21 protein-coding genes are annotated in these 21,299 nt (G+C 46.8%); 20 read left to right on the top strand and 1 reads right to left on the bottom strand.

The features are described from left to right. Positions 1 to 126 precede the first annotated feature (126 nt). The 8 genes from DESDE_RS14600 to trxA all read left to right on the top strand — a co-directional run bounded on the left by DESDE_RS14600 (position 127) and on the right by trxA (position 9,012). The gene (locus tag DESDE_RS14600; RefSeq protein ID WP_014794792.1) at positions 127 to 807 is read left to right on the top strand and encodes a response regulator transcription factor; all 681 of its coding nucleotides are present in this window, start codon (positions 127 to 129) and stop codon (positions 805 to 807) included. Then, positions 804 to 2,546, top strand: a complete 1,743-nt coding sequence (locus DESDE_RS14595) for a sensor histidine kinase (protein ID WP_014794791.1) — start codon at positions 804 to 806, stop codon at positions 2,544 to 2,546. Before DESDE_RS14600 ends, DESDE_RS14595 begins: the two co-directional genes overlap by 4 nt. A gap of 83 nt (positions 2,547 to 2,629) precedes the next feature. After that, on the top strand, positions 2,630 to 3,748 hold the full coding sequence (locus DESDE_RS14590) for a hypothetical protein (protein ID WP_014794790.1): 1,119 nt from the start codon (positions 2,630 to 2,632) through the stop codon (positions 3,746 to 3,748). 24 nt (positions 3,749 to 3,772) lie between these two features. After that, positions 3,773 to 4,231: a DIP1984 family protein gene (locus tag DESDE_RS14585; RefSeq protein ID WP_014794789.1), complete on the top strand. Its 459-nt coding sequence runs from the start codon at positions 3,773 to 3,775 to the stop codon at positions 4,229 to 4,231. Positions 4,232 to 5,149: 918 nt separating this feature from the next. Further along, complete coding sequence (gene hisS / locus DESDE_RS14580; protein ID WP_014794787.1) at positions 5,150 to 6,427, top strand: histidine--tRNA ligase; 1,278 nt, start codon at positions 5,150 to 5,152, stop codon at positions 6,425 to 6,427. Next, complete coding sequence (gene aspS / locus DESDE_RS14575) at positions 6,424 to 8,202, top strand: aspartate--tRNA ligase (protein ID WP_014794786.1); 1,779 nt, start codon at positions 6,424 to 6,426, stop codon at positions 8,200 to 8,202. The genes hisS and aspS overlap by 4 nt, the downstream gene beginning before the upstream one ends. 129 nt (positions 8,203 to 8,331) lie before the next feature. Beyond that, positions 8,332 to 8,610 (top strand): metal-sensitive transcriptional regulator, encoded by a 279-nt coding sequence (locus DESDE_RS14570; protein WP_028305591.1) that lies wholly within the window; start codon positions 8,332 to 8,334, stop codon positions 8,608 to 8,610. Positions 8,611 to 8,682: 72 nt separating this feature from the next. After that, entirely contained in the window at positions 8,683 to 9,012 is a 330-nt protein-coding gene (gene trxA, locus DESDE_RS14565) for a thioredoxin (RefSeq protein WP_014794784.1), read from the top strand. Between the two features lie 44 nt (positions 9,013 to 9,056). On the opposite strand, the gene DESDE_RS14560 is transcribed toward trxA, so the two are convergent. Then, complete coding sequence (locus DESDE_RS14560) at positions 9,057 to 10,358, bottom strand: replication-associated recombination protein A (RefSeq protein WP_014794783.1); 1,302 nt, start codon at positions 10,356 to 10,358, stop codon at positions 9,057 to 9,059. Positions 10,359 to 10,717: 359 nt separating this feature from the next. On the opposite strand from DESDE_RS14560, the gene DESDE_RS14555 reads away from it, so the two are divergent. The 12 genes from DESDE_RS14555 to alaS all read left to right on the top strand — a co-directional run bounded on the left by DESDE_RS14555 (position 10,718) and on the right by alaS (position 21,252). Further along, positions 10,718 to 11,158 carry an RrF2 family transcriptional regulator gene (locus tag DESDE_RS14555; protein ID WP_014794782.1) on the top strand — a complete coding sequence of 147 codons (441 nt, stop codon included), beginning with the start codon at positions 10,718 to 10,720 and terminating at the stop codon, positions 11,156 to 11,158. A gap of 59 nt (positions 11,159 to 11,217) precedes the next feature. Beyond that, a complete protein-coding gene (gene nifS, locus DESDE_RS14550) occupies positions 11,218 to 12,417 on the top strand; it encodes a cysteine desulfurase NifS (RefSeq protein WP_014794781.1) in 1,200 nt (399 codons plus the stop codon). A gap of 15 nt (positions 12,418 to 12,432) precedes the next feature. After that, positions 12,433 to 12,807 carry a Fe-S cluster assembly scaffold protein NifU gene (gene nifU, locus DESDE_RS14545; RefSeq protein WP_014794780.1) on the top strand — a complete coding sequence of 125 codons (375 nt, stop codon included), beginning with the start codon at positions 12,433 to 12,435 and terminating at the stop codon, positions 12,805 to 12,807. A gap of 10 nt (positions 12,808 to 12,817) precedes the next feature. Further along, complete coding sequence (gene mnmA / locus DESDE_RS14540; RefSeq protein WP_014794779.1) at positions 12,818 to 13,945, top strand: tRNA 2-thiouridine(34) synthase MnmA; 1,128 nt, start codon at positions 12,818 to 12,820, stop codon at positions 13,943 to 13,945. Positions 13,946 to 14,013: 68 nt separating this feature from the next. Next, positions 14,014 to 14,508 (top strand): PRC-barrel domain-containing protein, encoded by a 495-nt coding sequence (locus DESDE_RS14535; protein ID WP_014794778.1) that lies wholly within the window; start codon positions 14,014 to 14,016, stop codon positions 14,506 to 14,508. Then, entirely contained in the window at positions 14,505 to 14,699 is a 195-nt protein-coding gene (locus DESDE_RS14530; RefSeq protein ID WP_014794777.1) for a hypothetical protein, read from the top strand. Before DESDE_RS14535 ends, DESDE_RS14530 begins: the two co-directional genes overlap by 4 nt. A gap of 22 nt (positions 14,700 to 14,721) precedes the next feature. After that, positions 14,722 to 14,853, top strand: coding sequence for a hypothetical protein (locus DESDE_RS22805; RefSeq protein ID WP_014794776.1), 132 nt, complete (start codon positions 14,722 to 14,724; stop codon positions 14,851 to 14,853). Positions 14,854 to 15,009: 156 nt separating this feature from the next. Beyond that, the gene (locus tag DESDE_RS14525; RefSeq protein ID WP_014794775.1) at positions 15,010 to 16,044 is read left to right on the top strand and encodes an AI-2E family transporter; all 1,035 of its coding nucleotides are present in this window, start codon (positions 15,010 to 15,012) and stop codon (positions 16,042 to 16,044) included. Positions 16,045 to 16,163: 119 nt separating this feature from the next. Beyond that, complete coding sequence (locus DESDE_RS14520; RefSeq protein ID WP_014794774.1) at positions 16,164 to 16,436, top strand: type II toxin-antitoxin system Phd/YefM family antitoxin; 273 nt, start codon at positions 16,164 to 16,166, stop codon at positions 16,434 to 16,436. A gap of 1,087 nt (positions 16,437 to 17,523) precedes the next feature. Next, complete coding sequence (locus tag DESDE_RS14515; RefSeq protein WP_014794773.1) at positions 17,524 to 17,814, top strand: hypothetical protein; 291 nt, start codon at positions 17,524 to 17,526, stop codon at positions 17,812 to 17,814. A gap of 1 nt (position 17,815) precedes the next feature. Further along, positions 17,816 to 18,007, top strand: coding sequence for a helix-turn-helix transcriptional regulator (locus DESDE_RS14510; RefSeq protein WP_014794772.1), 192 nt, complete (start codon positions 17,816 to 17,818; stop codon positions 18,005 to 18,007). 617 nt (positions 18,008 to 18,624) lie between these two features. Continuing rightward, on the top strand, positions 18,625 to 21,252 hold the full coding sequence (gene alaS / locus DESDE_RS14505; protein ID WP_014794771.1) for an alanine--tRNA ligase: 2,628 nt from the start codon (positions 18,625 to 18,627) through the stop codon (positions 21,250 to 21,252). The last annotated feature ends 47 nt before the right edge of the window (positions 21,253 to 21,299 follow it).

Here is a 21,299-nt window from a genome sequence, read left to right as displayed (position 1 = left end):
GCAAGGGCGGAGGTTCTTTTGGTTATCAGTTTGCTTTAACCTTTAACTATTAATGGTACATTGTAGAATAAGGACACAGAAAAGATAGATGGGTTTGATACACTCATACCTGAGGAGGGAAGATGGATGATCAAGATCCTTTTGGTGGAGGACGATCTGCAATTACAAGAGATCATAGAGGATTATTTCACCGCAAAAAGCGCCGGTGAAATCGAACTGGTCTGTGCGGCCGACGGAGCCGACGGATTGACTCATGCTCAGGAAAAGGACTATGATCTGGTGCTGCTGGACGTTATGCTGCCGGAAGTGGATGGTTTCACGATCTGTCGGGAACTCAGGCGTCACAGCGATGTCCCCATTATGTTCCTGACGGCCCGCCAGGCGGAAGCGGACAGACTTCATGGTTATGGTCTCGGTGGTGACGACTACATGGTAAAGCCCTTTTCTCTGGCGGAACTCTATGCCAAGGCCAACTCTTTGATTCGCCGGGCCAAGGGTATGATACGGGATGACCTTATGAGCGTAGGAAGAATCAGCCTCGATCCTTACAGAGGTACAGCCTCCGTAGATGGAAGAGAGGTTGAACTAGCCCCGAAGGAATATGCTCTCTTAAAGTTGCTGATGGAGAATGCCGGGAAGATTGTCACCCGGGAGACTCTGCTAGTGAGGATCTGGGGCTATGATTTTTCCGGGAGCGACCGGGTGGTGGATAACCATATCAAAAAGCTCCGGCAGACTTTGGAAGAAGGGGCGGAACAGATTAAAACCGTGGTTAAAAGCGGCTATCGTCTGGAGGAGAGGAAATGAAAAAGAAGATCTATCTGCGCACTTTTGGCTGGCTGATGGGGATTTGGTTGGTATTTATGATCGGGTTTTCAATCTTTGTCATATCTGAGGAAGAAAACAAAATCAAGGAAGAGTTTATGGAGCGTTCAAGGATCATCGGTGTCAGTGTGGATCGTATTATTAATGATTTCAATGATGTCCAAGACAATGAGGGTAAAAAGACTGCTATCCAAGAAGAACTCAGCCGAACCCTCAATTCCTTTACTTCTTATCAGGGGTATGAAGCCGCTGTTTACACTAAGGAAGGGGAGCTGATCTCCAGCACCAATGAATATTGGACCTGCCAATATACTTCCCGCCAGGAGGGAAATACCTTTTATACAGACTATGCTGTACTTGATCCCAAAAAGTGGTTCAGTACTGAAGAGATTGCAGAAATGGAGGAGTATTTGTATGGCAGGCATCATCCAATAGAGGTTGGGGATCTCCAGGGTTATGGGGTGGGCCTTGAGGGATTTTGGCTTGACGGAGCCGAGGTTATCCCGGATACGATCAGAGTAACCAAGTTTTTGGCGGGCACCTTTAATGAGCAGGGGGAGGCTACCTCCGGCAGCGGGGAAAGGTTAGAAGAACCGATCTACCGCTCCGATTATGTAGATGCCGGGGAGTTGCCCTATTATGAACATGGAGGCATACAGGGGAATATTATCTTCTATCCTGACGGGAAATTGAGACTCCGCAGCGACGAACGCCAGCTTGCCTTGCGGGAGGCCTTGCTCGATAAACATGTCTTTGAAGAAACCATTGAGGCATATTATGCTTTTTATGCGCCTGAAAATGCGGCTAACCGCGGGTTTTCGCAGCCACCGGCCCTTGAGGTCAGGGAGGGTTTCACTTACCGTTTTATCACCCCTTATCTTTACCAAGGCACGGCTAAACTCCGGGAAGTTGGCATCTCTGTCGGTGACTATTGGGTCCTGACCGCCAATGAGTTTAATAGTTTGACCGGAGCTCTGCCCATTCTTATTCTGGTCTGGGTAAGCTGTTTTCTAATCTTCAGCTTTACCGCCGGGATCCTTTCGGCTCAGACCTGGAAGACCTTCCGCAGCCGTGAGGAGCTGGAGCAACAGCGCCGGGATATGACCAATGCCATCGCTCATGACTTAAAGACCCCTCTGGCCATTATCTCCGGCTATGCAGAGAACCTGGCTGAGAATGTCCACACGGAAAAGCGGGAGCATTATGCAGCGGGGATTCAGGAGAATGTCCGGCGCTGTGACCGTATGATCAAGGATATGCTGGAACTCTCCCGCATGGAGAGCGGCGGGGTGATTCTTGTCTTAGAAGAGGTTTCCTTACGGGAGATCACCAAGGAGATACTGTCCAGGTATGAGAATGTCTTTGTGGCAAAAGAGATTATGCTGACGGTAGATGGTACAGCTGGGATCAGGGCCGACAGGCAGCTTATAGAGCGAACCCTGGATAATTTCATCAGCAATGCCGCCGCCCATACAGCAGTGGGGGGTACGGTGAAGGTAAGCATTACGGCGGAGAGGTGGAGTATAACCAATACCGGTTCACCTATCCTGGCGGAAGAGCTTGATTCCATCTGGCGCGCCTATTATAGGCTGGATAAGTCAAGAATGGGCAGCGGTTCCGGCCTTGGATTGTCCATCGTCCGCTCGATCCTGGAGCTACATGGCTTCAACTATGGGGCGGAAAATACGGAGGCAGGGGTGTGTTTCTGGTTTGCATGGTAAAGAGTGAGGGATAAGGAGCTTGAGCGGTCCACGGAATATTGGTAAACTGTCCATAGATAGGATAGCTGTTAGGTGGTGGACAAATGAAAAGATTGCTTTTGATGCTTTTGCTCTTATCCTTTGCGCATTTAGCCGGCGGATGCAATGACACTATAGATACTACAGAAATCGAGCCGGCAAGCACTGCCTCTGGTCAAGAAGATCAGTATGGGCAAGGAGCTAATTCCGGGAACTCTGATCAAGCCCATCCTGATTCCGATGGGGAGGACACTGCTGCTTATGCCAGGTATCGGGGAGACTGGAAAATCAAAGTGAACCGGGATGAAGATCTCTATCGCATGACAGCTTTGATAGAGTACTATGGCTCAACGGGAATTCATATTGCGGAAGTCAATCAGCAGGAAATTCAAGGAAGTATCCACAGTGTAAAAGGAGCCCCCAGCTATCGGCAGGCTGAGGTAGCCTTTTCCGGTGTCATAGAAGAGGGCGTATTGCGCACTGCTTACGAGGATCTTGCCTGGGGATACGCCGGAACTATGGAGCTGAAATTTGAAGGGGATCATATCGTAGCTAAAATAACCAGAGATGGATTTGAGCCTTCTATGTGGGGAATACCGGAGGGAGAGTTCGTCTTCGTCAGAGCAGCAGCTACGGAGAGGGTAGAGTTGTCTGAATCAGAGAAGGCTGACCTGGAAACCTTCCTGCGTCCTACGGCAAAAGGGATCATGGAGCCGTTCGAGGAGGATGCTTTGACAGATAAGATCATGATCGATTTCGCCTGCCGAAGTCTCGCTTTGGGAATCATTGATCCCAGCGCATTTGAGGACAGGGTGGTTAGGGGAGCAGATATCGTCTTTGCGGAGTCGGTGCTGGATGATATCATCAACAGGTACTTTAACTCTGGGGTAAAAGAGCACAGAGCCTATGAAATTGGTACATACAAGAAGGGGAGATACAGTGTGCCGGCGTTGGGTGGAGTAACAGAATATCCCCAGCTGCAGCGATTGCTGAGAGATAAGGAACATCCCGATCGCTATTACGCCATAGTGGACTACCTATTGGAGTATCCGGGAGAAGGCAGAAAGCTCAACTACCAATACCTTATCAAACTTCATAAGAGCAATAACGCTAGTCATGGCTATAGTATTAAAGTCATCAAAGAGGTGGAAGATCCTATCAACTTCGCCTTGATAGATTATTAGCCTGAGAGAAAGGGGTTATGTGCTGTGAAACTAGCGGAAGCATTGATTCTGCGAGCGGATTATCAAAAAAGAATACAACAGCTGAGGAACAGGCTGGAGCATTGTGTTAAGGTTCAAGAGGGAGAAGAACCGGCGGAGAATCCTCAGGTGTTGTTAAGTGAGATTGAGGCCATCTTCAAGGAATTAACGGGGTTGATCCAAAGGATCAACAGAACTAATTGCCAGGTCAGGTTTGATGAGAAGCGGACTCTGGCCGATGCTTTAGTAGAACGGGATCTGCTGCTCAATAAGAGGGGAATTCTTGCTCAGGTTGCTGTGAATGCCTCCATCAAACATGATCGGTTCAGCCGCTCCGAGGTGAAATTTATCAGCACCATAGATGTTGCGGAGACCCAAAAGCAGGCGGACCAATTGTCGAGGGAATTCAGAGAACTGGATACCCGCATCCAGGGCATGAACTGGACTATCGATCTCATGGAATGATTATTTACAATGGAATAATTGCAGTGGTAGCTGATTTGGCAAAGGTGAGTACAAACCCGCCAACTGGGCAAGTTGGATTTGATGGTAGTATTGGGGCGATACTGTGGTTCGACTCCACATTGAACAAGTTAAGCCCAGTAATGTGACACCAGTACAACTCATTGTTATTGTAACGACCGCGTACTGATTTGCGAATTCAGTGAGGGTGGGTATGGGGAAATAAAGCAACAAAACAAAAATAAGATCGGAGTGCTCCGATCTTATTTTTGTTTTGTTGCTTTATCGATATAGCGATCCGATTTGTTGGGGCTGGGAGTATTATCATCAGCATTAGGGGCATGGGTGCGGGTTTTGTCCGTTTGCTTGTCAGACATAATCAATGACCTCCTATCTTTGTTGTTTAGGTTTTCCCGGAAGTGCTTTGGACATGCAAACGTTTATATGATTTTCACTTTATATGATGCTCATAGTGAAAGCTTTGGCAGGAATTTTGACTACCATGATCTTTCTTTGGATAAACTGTAATAAGAAAAGGTGTAATAAGAAAACTGGTTTTGACAGATTGACAAATGTTCCTTCTCTCGTTAAGATATTGTAATATAACAGGTTTACATAATTGATATCTTGAATTTCTGAGAAACTCTTGGGAAGAGACTGTGCATCATCTCTCTACAGGGAAGGCTGGCCTGGACTGAAACCAGCCTGGGAGACGCTTAGGAGGACACCCCAGGTACAGAAAGGAAAGCGCTTGGTCTCGTTATCGGCTGCAAAAGTGGGCGGAATAGAGATTGGAACTCTAAAAATCCGTCAATAAGGGTGGCACCACGGGAGCTCTCGTCCCTTGCTTCATGGCAAGGGAGGGGGCTTTTTATTGTTGTCATATAAGATGAAATAGATTCCAGGAAGGAGTTTAATGATATGGCTATTCAACGTCCGAAAGGAACACAGGATTTACTGCCCGGAGTAGTGGAACAATGGCAAGACCTTGAGGAGCAGATTCGGAAGATCTGTAAGGAATATGGGTATCAGGAGATCCGTACCCCTATGTTTGAAGCCACAGAGTTGTTTCAACGCGGGGTGGGTGAAACCACAGATATCGTCAATAAGGAAATGTACACCTTTCTTGATAAAGGAGATCGCTCCATTACCCTGCGCCCGGAAGGGACAGCCTCGGTATGCCGTGCTTATGTAGAGAATAAGCTCTATGGCGGTCCTCAGCCTGTAAAGCTCTACTACATTGGACCCATGTTCCGTTATGAACGTCCCCAATCGGGAAGATTTCGGCAATTTCATCAGTTTGGAGTAGAGGTCTTGGGAGCGGATAAGCCCATGGTGGATGCGGAAGTCATTACCCTGGTATGGGATTTGTACAGTCGTTTAGGGTTGAAGGGATTGGAAGTTCATGTGAACTCTGTCGGATGTCCGACCTGCCGCCCGGAGCATAAGAAAAAACTTCAGGAATTCCTGGCTCCGCGTCAAGAGCAGCTCTGTAAAGACTGTCAGTCGCGCTTTGAGAAGAATCCCTTACGGATACTGGACTGCAAGAACCCTTCCTGCCAGGAGATCACTCAGGGAGCGCCGACGACCTTGGACACCCTCTGTGATGAATGTGCGGAGCACTTTAAGGAACTTCAAAGCTTATTGAGCGCTGCCGAAGTCGACTATAAAGTCGATCCCCGCCTGGTGAGAGGATTGGATTATTATCGTAAGACCGCTTTTGAAGTGCTGGTAGAGGATATTGGCGCTCAAAGTGCCATCTGCGGAGGAGGTCGTTATGACGGCCTTGTCCAGGAGGTAGGCGGCCCCTCAACCCCCGGCATCGGTTTTGCCATGGGGATGGAGAGGGTGCTGGCGGCCCGGAAGCTTGCTCAGGCGGAACAGGAAGAGGCAGGGAAAGACTATTTGATGCTGGTGGCCTTAGGGGACCAGGCTCAAAAAGAGGGCTTCGGCATCATCAGCCGTTTGCGGAAGAAGGGAATACCTGCCGGTATCGACTTGTTGGGGCGGAGTCTCAAAGCCCAGCTTAAGGCGGCAGACCGGGTTCACGCTCCCTACGCCGCTATTCTTGGCGAAGAAGAGCTTCATAAAGGAATCATTGTTTTGCGGGATCTCCGCTTGGGAGAACAAGTTGAATTACCGATTCAGGACTTTGAAGAGGATATGCTGAAGAGATATAGGGAGGATGGAAATCAATGACCTTATTAGCTAATCGAACCGAATCAGGAAGCTTAAGACTGAGCCATGCCGGAGAAGTGATTCACCTTTTAGGTTGGGTACAACGCCGCCGGGATCACGGGGGAGTTATCTTCGTAGATCTCCGCGACCGCTCAGGCTTTGTACAGGTTGTATTTAACCCCGATATGCCTGATTTTGCAGCAGCAGAACGCCTGCGTTCAGAATATGTGGTAGCTATTAAAGGAAAAGTGCGCCCGCGTCCGGAAGGAGCGACCAACCCCAATCTGGAGACCGGAGAAATTGAAGTCGTGGCTGAGTCTTTGACCATCTTAAATGGGGCAAAAACACCGCCTTTCTATATCCAGGATGATGTGGATGTGGATGAGATGGTTCGCCTTAAATATCGTTACCTTGACCTGCGTCGTCCGGAAATGCAGAAGGTCTTCAAGATTCGTCACCAAGTCACCCAAGTTATGCGGAATTTCTTCGACAGCCAGGGGTTCTATGAAATCGAGACCCCGGTGCTGATTAAATCTTCACCGGAAGGGGCCAGAGACTATCTCGTTCCCAGCCGTGTTCACCCCGGGGAATTCTATGCTTTGCCCCAATCTCCGCAGATTTTCAAGCAGCTCCTTATGGTCTCAGGCATGGAGAAATATTTCCAAATCGCCCGCTGCTTCCGCGATGAAGACTTACGGGCAGATCGTCAGCCGGAATTTACACAATTGGATGTAGAGATGTCTTTTGCAGAAGTAGAAGACATTCTGCCCATGATGGAAGAGTTGATGGTTCGTATTTTTAAAGAGACCACCGGCCGTGATATTCCTCATCCCTTCCCACGGATGACCTACAAAGAAGCCATGGAATTGTATGGCTCGGACAAACCGGACATCCGTTTTGGTATGGAAATGGTGGATGTGGCGGAATGCGTCAAAGACTCCAATTTTAAGGTCTTTACTGATACCTTGGCCAAAGGCGGACGGGTTAAAGGTCTTTGTGCTAAAGGCTGTGCAGGGATGCCCCGCCGTGAGTTGGATGGCTTGGTTCAATTTGTCAGCATCTATGGCGCCAAGGGACTGGCCTATATCGTTTTGGCGGAAGAGGGAATCAAATCCCCCATCGCTAAATTCTTCACCGAAGAACAGCTTAACGACCTGATTGCCAAGCTGAAAGGAGAGACAGGGGATATCCTCTTCTTCGTGGCGGATAAGGAAGCGGTCGTCGCCGATGCTCTGGGGCATTTAAGACTGGAGTTAGGAAAACGGTTAGGACTTATACCCGAGGATGCCTTTAATTTCTTATGGGTTACAGAATTCCCACTCCTCGAGTGGGATGAAGAGGAGAAGCGCTTTATTGCCATTCACCATCCTTTCACTTCACCGATGACCGAGGATTTGCCCCTCTTAAAGACAGAACCTGGTAAAGTCAGAGCCAAGGCTTATGATATGGTTCTTAACGGAACAGAACTGGGTGGAGGAAGCATTCGCATCCATCAAAGAGAGGTTCAGGAGCAGATGTTTGACCTATTAGGCCTTACCCCTGAAGAAGCCAAGGCTAAATTTGGTTACTTGTTGGATGCCTTTGAATACGGTACTCCGCCTCATGGAGGGATTGCCTTCGGCTTAGACCGGTTGACCATGCTCTTAACGGACAAGGATAATATCCGGGATGTGATCGCTTTCCCCAAGACTCAAAGCGCATCGGATCTCATGATTCAAGCTCCATCTTCTGTTGACGAAAAACAATTGAAAGAATTACACATCAAAAGGGATATTCTGCCGGGTAAAACAAAATAATAGTAAAGATATCAGATGGAGCAATACACTCCATCTGAATTTTAAATGGCAAAACCTTTGACAAAAGAAGAGACTTTGCTTTATAATATGGGGTGTACCCCCTATGGGTATCAGAGAGGGGAACGTGTAGTGCAGGAAAACTCTGATTTAGCACAAAAAGAAGATATTATCCGGCGTTTAAAGAAAATTGAAGGCCAGGTTAAAGGTCTTCAACGTATGGTGGATAATGAAAAGTATTGTGTGGATATTCTAATTCAAGTTGCAGCAGTACGCGCAGCCATTAATAAAGTCGGCGTTTTAATCTTTGAAAACCATTCGCGGGAATGTTTGCAAAAAGCTGTGGAAGAAAACCACCAGGACGAATCCATCGATGAATTAATTACGGTTTTATCGAAATTTATTAAGTAGCTCATTATCTAATCTATGATGTTAATTCATAGTATCTAAGTTAATGCAAACGAATTTGAGGAGGGTATATTCATGGCAGGTGAAAATGTTAAGACCTTTACAGCAGCAAATTGGAATGAAGAAGTTTTGGGTTCTGACAAAGCCGTATTAGTAGACTTCTGGGCAGCTTGGTGTGGTCCATGCCGTATGGTTGCTCCGATCATTGAGGAGCTGGCAAATGAAATGGCGGGAAAGGTTGTCATCGGTAAGCTTAACGTGGATGAGGAGCCGGCAATTTCTGGTCAATACCAAGTGATGAGCATCCCCACCTTAGCTGTTTTCAAAAACGGGCAGCTGGTGGATAAGAGTGTTGGCTTCCGTGGTAAGGCCGATCTCGTCAAAATGATTGAGAAGCATGCCTAATAATAAAAGAAGCTAAAACGGTGCCATTCGGCACCGTTTTTAAATTAATCCAGATTCCTTTTTCCGCGATTGCCGCGGTCCTGTCCCACTCCGGAGGGAATAAAGAAATTCTCCCCCCGGACCGCTTTGGGTAAATACCCTTGCTCCACCCAATGACCGGGGTAGTCGTGAGGATAGAGATAATCTTTGCCATGGCCTAATTTTTTGGCTCCCGGATAATTAGCATCTCGAAGATGCTCAGGGACCTGACCTGTGGGATGGGAGCGGACATAGCCCGTGGCCCTGTCGATGGCCATAATGGTGCTGTTGCTCTTGGGTGCTGTGGCGATGGCCAGGACGGCCTGGGCTATAGGGATTCTGGCTTCAGGAAACCCCACCCATTCCAGGGCATTGGCTGCCGCATGAGCCTGGAGCATTGCCATAGGATCAGCCAGTCCCACATCTTCAGAAGCATGGACGATAATCCGGCGCACGATAAACCGAGGATCTTCTCCCGACTCTAGAAGGACTGCCAACCAATAGAGGGCTGCATCGGGATCGGAACCACGCATGCTTTTGATAAAGGCGGAGATAATATCGTAATGATTATCTCCATTTTTATCAAAACGCATAGCTCTTTGCTGTATGGATTCTTCAGCTACAGACAAGGTAATACGACGCACTCCCTGTTCAGGAGGGGTGGTGAGTACGGCCAATTCCAAAGCGTTCAAGGCCCGCCGCAGATCCCCGTTGGCGAAATTAAGCCAATGCTCCCAAGCCTCCGGCCCAATGCTTACCGAGTAATTTCCCAGCCCTCGTTCCTTATCTGCCAGAGCTTGTGTCAAGCCGCTGCGAATATCTTCTGTCGTGAGAGGCTGGAGGCGAAAGAGGGTGGAACGGCTTAACAGAGCCGAGTTAAGCTCGAAAAAAGGATTTTCGGTGGTCGCTCCGATAAAGGTAATGGTCCCATTCTCCACTGCGGGGAGCAAGGCATCTTGTTGACCTTTATTAAAACGATGAACTTCATCACAGAAGACAAGGGTTTTCTTTCCATAGAGATGAAGCTGCTCCGTAGCCGTCTGAATGATCTCCCGAAGTTCTTTGACACCGGCAGCCACTGCATTAATGCGCACAAAGGCGGAGGAGGTTGTATTGGCGATGACTTGGGCCAGGGAGGTCTTACCTGTTCCCGGAGGTCCGTAAAGAATGAGGGAAGTGACCCGATCCGCTTCGATGGCCCGGCGGAGAAGTTTTCCCTTGCCGATGATTTCGGATTGCCCGATATACTCATCAAGGGTCCTGGGACGCATCCGCTCCGCCAGAGGGGCTACTTGATGAGGGTTAAAGGAAGCTGAAAATAAGTCCATATGAAACAATTCCTTTCTGAAAAGGCATTAACGATGAGAAGATAGAGATTTGACCTAACCCTAGTATACTTTGTTTCTTAATTGAAGCAAAGAACCGTGAATAAGCAGTACATTAAGAAAACCTCTACAACTCATTATAATCAAAATAGAGATATATCATAAGGGCCGTTGATGGTCATATGGAAATATATAGGTAAACGAAGAAAAGCACTAGAAACCAATGATATTTCATAAAAAAATCTGAGCAATTTGCTCGGGATTGTCTTGACAAATCCCGAGTGTTTTTGTAAGATATCCATAAAAAGAGATGTTTCATATTACTTAGTGGACGATAGAATTACTGAAAAGGAGTGGGGGGTTTGAAGCTTTCTACGAAAGGCCGCTATGGTCTCACGGCCATGGTTGATCTAGCTTTAAATTCAGGCGAAGGGCCGATCTCCCTAAAAAGTATAGCTGATCGACAAGGATTGTCTGAGCACTATCTCGAGCAACTGATTTCCGGACTTCGCAAAGCCGGATTAGTGAAAAGCATTCGAGGAGCACAAGGTGGATATGTCTTGGGTAAGAAAGCAGAAAAAATTAGAATTGGCGATATTATTAGGGTTTTAGAAGGACCGATAGCACCGGTAGAGTGTGAAGCCAATGGAGATCCTGAATGCTGTCAGAAGTCGGATTATTGTGTGACGCGGACCATTCGGGAGAAGGTTCGTGACCCTATTGAAGATGTCTTGGATTCCATCAGCTTGGCCGACCTGGTTAAAGATCCTCAGACCATGAGTACAATTGCAGACTCCGGATAATGAAGCTTGCATTTTAATCAGTGAATAATCCATTAATCAAGTTACTAGGAGGAACCACAATGCGCAGAGTATACCTTGACCATAGCGCGACAACTCCAGTCGATCCTGAAGTTGCTAAGCTCATGATGACTTATTACACAGAGAAATATGGAAATCCCTCCAGTGTTCACAGCTTTGGACGGGACGCCAAAGCAGCCTTGGAGAACGCCAGAGAGTCTGTTGCCAAGCTTCTGGGTGCACAACCTACAGAAATCACCTTTACCAGCGGCGGCACAGAGGCAGATAACCTTGCCATAATCGGAACGGCTGAAGCTCAGAGCAAAAAAGGAAAACATATCATCACTTCAGCTGTTGAACACCACGCTGTCCTGGAGACCTGTGAATTCCTTGAGAAGAATGGCTATGAGCTCACCATTGTTCCGGTGGATGAAGAAGGACTTATCGCTGTTGAAGATGTTGAAAAGGCCATTCGACCCGATACGATATTGATTACGATCATGCACGCCAATAACGAAGTGGGAACCATTCAGCCTATTGCTGAGATCGGGAAGTTAGCTCGGGATAAAGGGATTGTCTTCCATGTGGATGCGGTACAATCCTTTGGCAAGATTCCCATCGATGTGGTAGCTATGAATGTGGACCTGATGACCGTATCAAGCCACAAGATTTATGGACCGAAAGGGGTAGGAGCTCTTTACATCCGCAAAGGTGTCCGGGTTATTCCCCGCATCTATGGCGGTGGCCAAGAGAAGAAACGCCGTTCCGGTACAGAAAACACTCCTGGAATCATCGGTTTCGGCAAAGCCTGTGAGATAGCTGCTCAGCGGATGGAAGAGGAAGCTGCCCGGGAAGCCAAGCTAAGAGACAAGCTTCTCGAAGGCATTATGGAAAAGATAGATTACGTGAAATTGAATGGACCTCAAGGAGAGAAACGCCTCCCTGGTATTTTGAATGTCAGCATTCAATTCATTGAAGGTGAAGCACTTCTTTTAAGCCTTGATATGATGGGCATTGCTGCTTCCAGCGGCTCAGCCTGCACCTCCGGATCTTTAGATCCCTCTCATGTCTTGCTGGCCATGGGATTGACTCACGAAATTGCTCATGGTTCCTTGCGGTTCTCCTTCGGACGTCAGAATACGGAGGAAGATGTGGATTATGTCTTAGAACAATTACCAAAAATCGTAGAACGGCTGCGGATGATGTCTCCGCTCTACGACCAGGCCAAACATAGCAAATGCAGTCAGGCAAAAGCGCAATAAAAGGAGTGAAGAGATATGTATACAGAAAAAGTAATGGATCATTTTATGAATCCCCGTAATGTGGGTGAGATTGAAAATCCTGACGGTGTCGGTGAAGTGGGTAACGCTAAATGTGGCGATATTATGCGTATTTATTTAGATGTTGATGGAGATATTATAAAAGACGTTAAATTTAAGACCTTTGGCTGTGGAGCCGCTGTAGCTACCAGCAGCATGGTCACGGAAATGGTTAAAGGCAAGACGATAGAAGAGGCTCTCAAAATTACAAATGCTGCTGTTGCCGAAGCCCTTGACGGACTTCCCCCAGCTAAGATGCATTGCTCTAACTTAGCTGCTGATGCACTGCACGAAGCTATTAAAGATTATCATCAGAAAACTTTAAAGGTATAGGGATGAGGAAATGACGCTTACCGAAAAGAAAAAGGTAGTGGTCGGTATGAGCGGCGGCGTGGACAGTTCCATGGCCGCCGCTTTGCTTAAGGAAGAAGGATATGAGGTCATCGGGATAACCCTCCAAACCATGCCCTCCGGAGGTCCGGATGATGTTGGAGGGTGCTGTTCCATTACAGCCATAGATGATGCCCGGCGGGTAGCCCACCAACTAGGTATACCTCATTATGTACTGAACTTTCGCACTATCTTTGAGGAAAATGTCATCGATTATTTTACGAACGCCTACCTCAGTGGTGAAACACCGAATCCATGTACCATGTGCAACCGGGTAGTGCGCTGGGGAGAGTTTCTGAGGAAAGCACGGGCTTTGGGGGCCGATTATCTGGCCACAGGTCATTATGCTAAAGTCCTCCAGGATCCCCAGAGCGGACGCTACCTCATGAGCCGACCGGTGGACGTCTGGAAGGACCAAACCTATATGCTCTATACTTTGAGTCAAGACCAGCTCAAGCACACTCTGTTTCCCCTGGCAGACTATAAGAAAGAGCACATCCGCGAGATGGCTGCGGAACGAGGACTACTTCGGGTCTCCCGGAAGCCTGATAGCCAGGAAATATGTTTTATTCCAGATGACGATTATGTCTCTTTCATTCGTGAGCGGTCACCGGGGAAGATTAAGCCCGGCAATTTTGTTGACCAGAAGGGGAATATTCTGGGAAGGCATCAGGGCTTGGTCAACTATACCGTCGGCCAACGGAAAGGTTTGGGGGTAACCTTTGGTAAACCCATGTTTGTTCTCGGCTTTAATGTAGAAAGCAATGAAGTGATCTTAGGTGAGGATCAAGAGGTTTATGCACCTTCTCTTCTGGCTACGGACTTAAATTGGATAGCCATTCCTGACCTGGAGGGTCCCTTGGATGTTCAGGCAAAAATTCGTTATAAAGCACCTCTCGCTGAAGCGAAGATTATTCCTTTAAAGGATTTTGAAACACTGCCCGGAGCCATCGGTCCGGTGGTGCGGGTGGAATTTGGCACCCCTCAACGTGCTATTACTCCAGGACAAGCCGTGGTCTTTTATCAAGAGGATCTTGTCATCGGTGGCGGCAAAATTATCACAGGATCTTTTTATAAGTGAATGAATGGGCAAGTAAAATACTGGGCATAGTATCATAGAACCATAAAAGTTTCGAAGGGAGGGGAAAAATGCGACGAGCACGGGAAATCGTTGGTTTACCTGTATTATGTTTAAAAAACGGAAACCAGATTGGCTGGGTAAAGGATGTGGTTTTCGATGAAAGCAGCAGGAAAATTAGCGGTATTCTCTTGGAAAACGCTCACATTTTTCACTCCGAAAAGGGTTTGCCGCGAGAAGTTGTAGCTGCTGTTGGTAAAGATGCCTTAACTGTGAGAGACCATGTGGTTCAAAAAATTCAAGGGATTAAATGGTCGCAAAAAGTTGGCAATCAAGTTTTTACCCAAGGCGGGGAAGCAAAGGGCACGATTGAGGATGTCTTTCTTGATGATTCAGCAGAGAACATTGTGGGTTTCGAAGTTTCGGACGGCCTTTTTTCCGATCTTATGGATGGCCGTGGCGCAATTCTGCAAGCGGACGTAATGGTAGATGGGAAAGATGTCTTAATCGTTGAAGACCAGGTATCCCCCTGGGACCAGGGAAATGAAGGGGGTTCACTATCATGAATTGTCCAGTTTGTAGTGGTCGCGCTATCGGTAAGGTAGGAGTGGGTCAGTTTTATTGTTGGGATTGCTGTGTGGAATTTACCAGCTCTACGGACAAAGTCGTTATCTATGATTTAGCTGAAGACGGTTCTTTAGTAGCGTGGAATGATCCGGCAATCAACGAAGAGCTCAGTGAGGCTGTACTGGAGTAAAGAAATAAGGGAGGGATATACCTTGAGGTCAGGACAAGTTATTGGAGGAATTGTAGCAGGTAGTATCCTTGGGATGACCGTCGGTTATATGATGCGTCCAAAGAATAAAGCTATGTCTGCGATGCGTAAGGGTATGAAGATGATGAAATTCTAGTCTCTCTCCACAGTATCAACAAAGAAAATCATGTGTTTCTTGGAAAGATAAGAGCGTAAGAACGGATTGAAAGCCGGTTTACGCTCTTTTTGCATTTAGGGTATAAAACCTTTCGGAACGGGGTAAGACAATCTCAAAAGAGGGTTGGAGGAAACTATGAAGAAGGAAAAATGGCGCTGGGCTTTCCTCATTAGTATTATTTTGTTAGGATTGCTCCTGATCCTTTCAGTGCGTTCTATATTGGGCCCTTTTATCCTGGCTTTTGTCTTAGCCTATTTATTGGCTCCTGTGGTTGAGGCTTTGGTGAGGCGAGGGGTTGGACGTAAAATGTCCATCGCTTTTGTTTTTATTGGAATTCTCCTGACTCTTGCCTTGCTCATCTTTATTGTTATTCCTAAACTTTATATCGAGTTATCCAAGCTGACTCAGGTACTGCCGGAAACCATCCGGACCCTGGAGCAGGCCATTCAAGATTTCCGGGCCAATTTCAGAGCGACCGGGCTTCCCAATCAGGTGGTCAGTGTATTGGATGAACATTTGGGTGAAGGAGAATCCTTCCTTATCCATTGGTTGGAAGACTTTCTGGATAATCTGCCTAAGGCACTGACCTCGATGAGTCTTTTTATCCTGTCACCGGTTATAGCCATTTATTTATTGGCAGATTGGAATCGGCTTCGGGTAGGATTTTTGAGAATAGTTCCTCAGCGCAAGCGGGTAGCCTGGCAGAGAGTAGTTCAGGATATTAGTCATATTGTCCGCAGTTTTATCCGTGGTAACGTTATAGTAGCTTTGATTGTAGGAATTCTCTCTGGTGTCGGAGTAAAGCTGGTGGGAATGGATTATGCCTTGCTGATTGGGGTGATTTGCGGTGTCTTTGATTTGATCCCTTATTTTGGTCCCTTAATCGGTGCCGTCCCCTCGGTGCTCCTTGGCCTTATTCAATCCCCCATGATGGCCTTAAAAGTTGCCGTAGTTATCCTTATCGTTCAACAGCTTGAAAGCAGTATTATCTCACCGAAGCTCATGGGAGACAGTGTAGGACTGCATCCTTTGTGGATTATCTTTGCCCTCTTGGCAGGAGGAGAAATCGCCGGCTTTTGGGGGATGTTGTTTTCGGTCCCCTTTGCCGCAGTATTGCGGGTTATCATTCGTAATATCTACTTCTGGCTGGTTTCACCTGAGATAAAATGAGGGGATTGATCCGCACTCCGACCAACATAATGCGGTTTACCCCCTTGAACCCTCTTGTTTTATTTTGCATATTCTTGATAAAATTATATCAGAAATACGATATAAGGTGCGTGTGGACTATGATAATCAAACCATCGGCAGCATTGCGGAATGAATACTCTACGATATCAAATCTGGCAAAAGAAACAAAAGAACCTATATATATTACAAAAAATGGCGGGGGAGATTTGGTTCTCATGAGTATTGATGCTTTTGAAAAAAGGGAACAGATACAGATTTTACAGCTTCGTGCCAGGATTTTACAGGCAGAACAGGAAAGAATCAGTGGAGCGGAAACCCTCAGTATTTCAGAAGCCAGAAGAAGATTAAGGGAGCGGGCAGATGAAGTATGACATTGGTTGAATGAACAAGGCTATCGGATGGTTATTTCTAAAAAGCATGCAGTGATTTATCGTAAGATTATGGATGTGATATATATTTACCATATCGCTGATACTCGGACAGAATACACGAAGTTATTTTATTGAGAGCCTGGCCGTGCGCCAAACTACTGAAATATTAACCTCCCTGTACAATTGAAGGTATAGGGAGGTTTTGGGTTTTGTGGAAGGAAGTCTCTTAATGGAGGTGGAATTATCAATTTAGGCAGAGAAGCTAAGTGTTGAAACGATTGGCAAAGGGGGAAGCCGAAATAAGCTTGAACGTCTCTACTCCCTCTATAAAGAGGAGATGTTTTATGTAGCTTATAGTAGACTAAAAGACTATCACCTGGCCCAAGGTACCCACTTATGCTGGAGAAGGGATTTATCCTTATCCGGATAGTGTGAAAGAAAATCAGTATGGTCCCTGCGGCCGGGGAAGAGACTATGTACATGGTCTATGACACTTGGATTCACGAAGGGATGAAAACCAACGAGTTTCCGGTGAAGGTGGATTATCGCTATAAGAAATAAGGACCGGTACACAAAGAATGTCCCAGAACGCGACAACGTTGTCCGTTCTGGGACAGGTTTCGAAGTGGATGATGGTGATGATTGTTTTTATGATTGAGACGAGCTGAATGATGCTACGGCTGCCCCCCATATAAGGGGGATTGGGGAATCTATAATTCATGTATAAGCGGGTGAAGTCATGTTTGTACCAAATACGAAAGGGCTTTCGTATTTGGTACGGACTGTGACTAACTCATAGACTACGGAATATCACAAAAGAAGGGTTTCTTTGATGACATTGCAAAATCCGTACAGGACGAAGTATTCTCTGGTGCGAAGAAATTTGTCTGTGCTAAAGAATAAAGGCGGTTAGCCCAGGAAATATTCAGAAACATAAAAAAGACTTCTCAAACAATAAATAGTTAAGAACTCTATTTCTAAAATGTCAAGAACTCTTGACATTTATTATTTTGCGCTCTATACTAAAAATGTCAAAGAAATTTGACATTTTTGGTTGAATGGCATGATATAGAAAGGAGTCAATTTTATGGAATTATCTGCACTAATTACTTTTGGTGTTGTCTTGCTGGTATTTATTGTTTTGGATATTGGTATGGTAGTATCATTGGTCAAACCGGGTGATGAACGCAATCAGATAATCGTATGGAAAGCCAGCACATATACCTTACTTGTAGCAGTGGGAGCAATGATTCTTGACGTCATTGAAAACCTTGTGACGGCACGGCCAGCGACGATAAACCCGTTCATCCAGTTGACAGTTACAGCCATAGTTTATTTTATTGCACTTCTGTTTTTTAAGAAAAGGCATAGTGGTTGATATGGAAAACATGATTAGGAATAGACGAAAAGAACTAGGATTGTCACAAGAGGAATTAGCCAAAAAATGTGGAGTTTCCAGACAGACAGTAAATGCGATAGAAAACAATAAATATGACCCGACATTGATGTTAGCATTTAATCTTGCAAAAGAATTAAATACAACAGTTGATGAACTTTTTAAACCCATTTAAAAGGAATTGGCAGCGCCTTATGGTACGAATCTTAGCAATTATGTAAAAGATAGAGAGAATGCCTCAACGCGACAACGTTGTCGCGTTGAGGGACCGGTTTTAGAGTGGATGATGGTGATAATTATTTTATGATTGAGATGAGCAGAAAGTTGACAAGAACCCAGGTCCTCCGCTATACTTTAGATTAATTTGTAAGATTTAAACTGATGACGGAATGAGTAATACCTAATTCCTTTGTAGAGAGGCTTTCGGAGGTGAAAGGAAGCCAAGGGATTTTGTATGAAGGCTATTCCCGAGGGCGAGGAAAAACCTTGACGAGGCATGCGTTAAATGCGATGACAGTAAACTGTCGCTAAGCGACTCATTCTGAGGAACCTCCGGATGAGTAAGCAGGGTGGTACCACGGTAATATAACCCGTCCCTGATTCAGGGGGCGGGTTTATCTTTTTTTACACTGTCAAGTATAAACTTGCGTTATATACTTTCTAAGCATAAGGGCAACCAGCGGCTTCACCTCGCTTGAGGTAGGCGTTTAAGGCACGGCGAAGCCGGGTTTTCTATGATTTTGTTCAAATTGGACGTTTAGATTATGATTCATTATTAAGGGAGGAATAATCATGTATACAGGTAACCAGCTCAGAGACATGTTCTTAAAATTCTTTAAATCCAAAGGTCATAAAATCTTACCCAGCGCATCCTTGATTCCTAAGGATGACCCCACCTTACTCCTTACCGTAGCCGGGATGGTTCCTTTTAAGCCTTATTTTATGCGCAAGGTCGAGCCACCTTTTCCTCGGGCTACCACATCACAAAAATGCGTCCGTACACCAGACCTGGAAGTAGTGGGTAAAACAGCCCGCCATCATACCTTTTTTGAAATGTTAGGGAACTTCTCCTTCGGCGATTATTTCAAATCCCAAGCCATTCCCTGGGCCTGGGAGTTTGTGACCGAGGTATTGAAGCTGCCCATCGATCAGTTGTGGATTACCGTTCATCCGGAAGATGAGGAAGCCAAGAACCTTTGGATCGAAAAGACGGGTGTTTCCCCGGAGCGGATTAAGTACGACCCGGAAAACCTATGGGCAGCCGGTCCTGTTGGACCGTGTGGGTATTGCTCGGAAATCTATGTGGATTTGGGAGAACAACGGAGCTGCGGCAAACCGGGCTGTGCCTTAGGCTGTGATTGCGACCGCTTCCTGGAGATCTGGAATCTCGTTTTTATGCAGTACAATCGGGATGAATCCGGTATGCTTACTCCACTGCCCAAGCAAAATATCGATACAGGGATGGGCCTGGAGCGGATTGCTTCCGTCATGCAAGGTGTGGCCTCCAACTTTGATACCGATTTATTCCTGCCTATCATTAATAAGGTAGCCGAGCTTTCCGGAACCCCTTACCATGATAATCCAAAAAGCGATACTGCGATGAAGGTGGTCGCCGACCATACCCGGGCTGTTTCCTTTATGCTTTCCGATGGCATCCGTCCGGGTAGCGAAGGCCGCGGATATGTGCTGCGTCGAATTCTGCGCCGGGCCATTCGCTATGCTCGTCTTTTGGGTATCGACAAACCCTTCCTGGAGCAAATCTTCCTGATCATTCAGAGAGACTACAGCCATCATTATCCCGAGCTTAAGGAAAATGAAAATTTCATCCTCAATCATTTACGCCTAGAGGAAAAAAACTTTCAAGCGACTTTAGAGCAAGGAACGCAAATTCTCCAGGAAAAAGTCAAAACCCTTCAAGAAGCCGGGGAAGCAGTTCTCAGTGGAGGGGATGCTTTCTATCTCTATGAAACCTATGGCTTCCCGGTAGAATTGACGGAAGAAATGCTCATCGAGCAAGGGATGAGCGTAGATATGGAGGCATTTAATGCTGCGGCTGAAGAGCATCGCCGTCTGGCTAAAGAGCAATCCCAGCAAATGAAGGCGGTTCAAGAAAGTGCCGCCATCTCGGAAAAAGCCAAGGCCTTGGGTACGACGCCCTTCCTGGGTTATCATGAACTGGCTGCCAACACTAAGGTGGAAGCCCTATTCCGGGATGGAGAAGAGGTTAAGGATGCCGCTGAAGGGGACGAGGTCCTGATCTTCCTAAGAGAGTCTCCTTTCTATGCGGAAAGTGGGGGGCAGATCTCAGACAGTGGCGTGATTCGCACCCAAAGGGCAGAGGCAAAGCTTATGGAAGTGAAAAAGGGTGTCACAGGTACCGTTTATCATCGCTTCCTGATCACACAGGGGGTTTTGAATACTGGAGATGAAGTAGAGGCTTTGGTGGATGAGCACCTTCGCCTGGCTACAGCCCGCCATCACAGTGCGACTCATCTTCTCCAATCAGCCCTTCGTACCGTATTGGGAGAGCATGTTCAACAAGCAGGCTCCCTGGTTACACCGGATCGTCTCCGCTTTGACTTTACCCATTTCTCTGCCTTGACTCCCGCTGAGTTACAGCGAGTAGAGGATCTTTTAAACGAGGCAGTCCTTGCCAATATGCCCGTTACAGCTGAGGAAATGAGCCTAGATGCGGCGAAAGCCAGCGGAGCCACTGCCCTTTTCGGAGAGAAATACGGGGACACCGTTCGCGTCGTCTCTATGGGAGATTACTCCATGGAGCTTTGCGGAGGAACCCATATTCATGCTACCGGAGATATCGGCCTGGTCAAGATTATCTCTGAAGGGGGTATCGGGGCGGGTTTGAGACGAATCGAGGCTGTAGCGGGAGCAGAGACTCTTAAATATATGCGTTCCCTCAATGATCAGATTCACGATGCGTCTCAACTTCTCAAGGCTCAGCCCTCGGATCTTACCAAGCGAATCCAGGGGCTCTTAGTCCAAGTCAAGGATCTGGAGAAGGAAGTTCAGCAGCTTCATGCCAAAGTGGCAAAATCCGAAGTGGAATCTCTCCTGGAACAGGTTAAGGATATCCACGGGGTACCTGTTCTGGCGGCTAAAGTCTCCGCCCAGGATATGGACGCTCTCCGCAATACAGCGGACCTTTTAAAGGATAAGATGAAGACCGGTGTCCTCGTTCTGGGAGCAGCTGTGGAAGGAAAGGTCAACTGGGTAACCGTTGTCACCCCGACAGGTTTAAGCGGGCTTCATGCGGGGCAGATTATTAAGGAAGTGGCCAAAATCACCGGCGGTGGCGGGGGAGGCCGTCCCGATATGGCACAAGCCGGGGGAAAAGATGCGGCTAAATTAGGGGAAGCTCTTGATCAAGTTCCGGCCATTATAAAGAGCTATTTAAAATAAAAACTTTTTGACCCCGAAATAAAGGAAAATCCCTTCTTCGGAGAGAA

Origin of the sequence: Desulfitobacterium dehalogenans ATCC 51507 (assembly GCF_000243155.2) — a bacterium.
Taxonomy (GTDB): Bacteria; Bacillota; Desulfitobacteriia; order Desulfitobacteriales; family Desulfitobacteriaceae; genus Desulfitobacterium; species Desulfitobacterium dehalogenans.
This window is presented reverse-complemented; position numbering and strand designations above follow the sequence as displayed.

Coding starts and splice junctions, on each gene's coding strand:
- aspS (WP_014794786.1), top strand. CDS start 6,424: ATGACCTTATTAGCTAATCGAACCGAATCAGGAAGCTTAAGACTGAGC.
- hisS (WP_014794787.1), top strand. CDS start 5,150: ATGGCTATTCAACGTCCGAAAGGAACACAGGATTTACTGCCCGGAGTA.
- DESDE_RS14525 (WP_014794775.1), top strand. CDS start 15,010: ATGAAGAAGGAAAAATGGCGCTGGGCTTTCCTCATTAGTATTATTTTG.
- DESDE_RS14515 (WP_014794773.1), top strand. CDS start 17,524: ATGGAATTATCTGCACTAATTACTTTTGGTGTTGTCTTGCTGGTATTT.
- nifU (WP_014794780.1), top strand. CDS start 12,433: ATGTATACAGAAAAAGTAATGGATCATTTTATGAATCCCCGTAATGTG.
- DESDE_RS14590 (WP_014794790.1), top strand. CDS start 2,630: ATGAAAAGATTGCTTTTGATGCTTTTGCTCTTATCCTTTGCGCATTTA.
- DESDE_RS14535 (WP_014794778.1), top strand. CDS start 14,014: ATGCGACGAGCACGGGAAATCGTTGGTTTACCTGTATTATGTTTAAAA.
- DESDE_RS14595 (WP_014794791.1), top strand. CDS start 804: ATGAAAAAGAAGATCTATCTGCGCACTTTTGGCTGGCTGATGGGGATT.
- nifS (WP_014794781.1), top strand. CDS start 11,218: ATGCGCAGAGTATACCTTGACCATAGCGCGACAACTCCAGTCGATCCT.
- DESDE_RS14510 (WP_014794772.1), top strand. CDS start 17,816: ATGGAAAACATGATTAGGAATAGACGAAAAGAACTAGGATTGTCACAA.
- mnmA (WP_014794779.1), top strand. CDS start 12,818: ATGACGCTTACCGAAAAGAAAAAGGTAGTGGTCGGTATGAGCGGCGGC.
- DESDE_RS14520 (WP_014794774.1), top strand. CDS start 16,164: ATGATAATCAAACCATCGGCAGCATTGCGGAATGAATACTCTACGATA.
- DESDE_RS14600 (WP_014794792.1), top strand. CDS start 127: ATGATCAAGATCCTTTTGGTGGAGGACGATCTGCAATTACAAGAGATC.
- alaS (WP_014794771.1), top strand. CDS start 18,625: ATGTATACAGGTAACCAGCTCAGAGACATGTTCTTAAAATTCTTTAAA.
- trxA (WP_014794784.1), top strand. CDS start 8,683: ATGGCAGGTGAAAATGTTAAGACCTTTACAGCAGCAAATTGGAATGAA.
- DESDE_RS14530 (WP_014794777.1), top strand. CDS start 14,505: ATGAATTGTCCAGTTTGTAGTGGTCGCGCTATCGGTAAGGTAGGAGTG.
- DESDE_RS14560 (WP_014794783.1), bottom strand. CDS start 10,358: ATGGACTTATTTTCAGCTTCCTTTAACCCTCATCAAGTAGCCCCTCTG.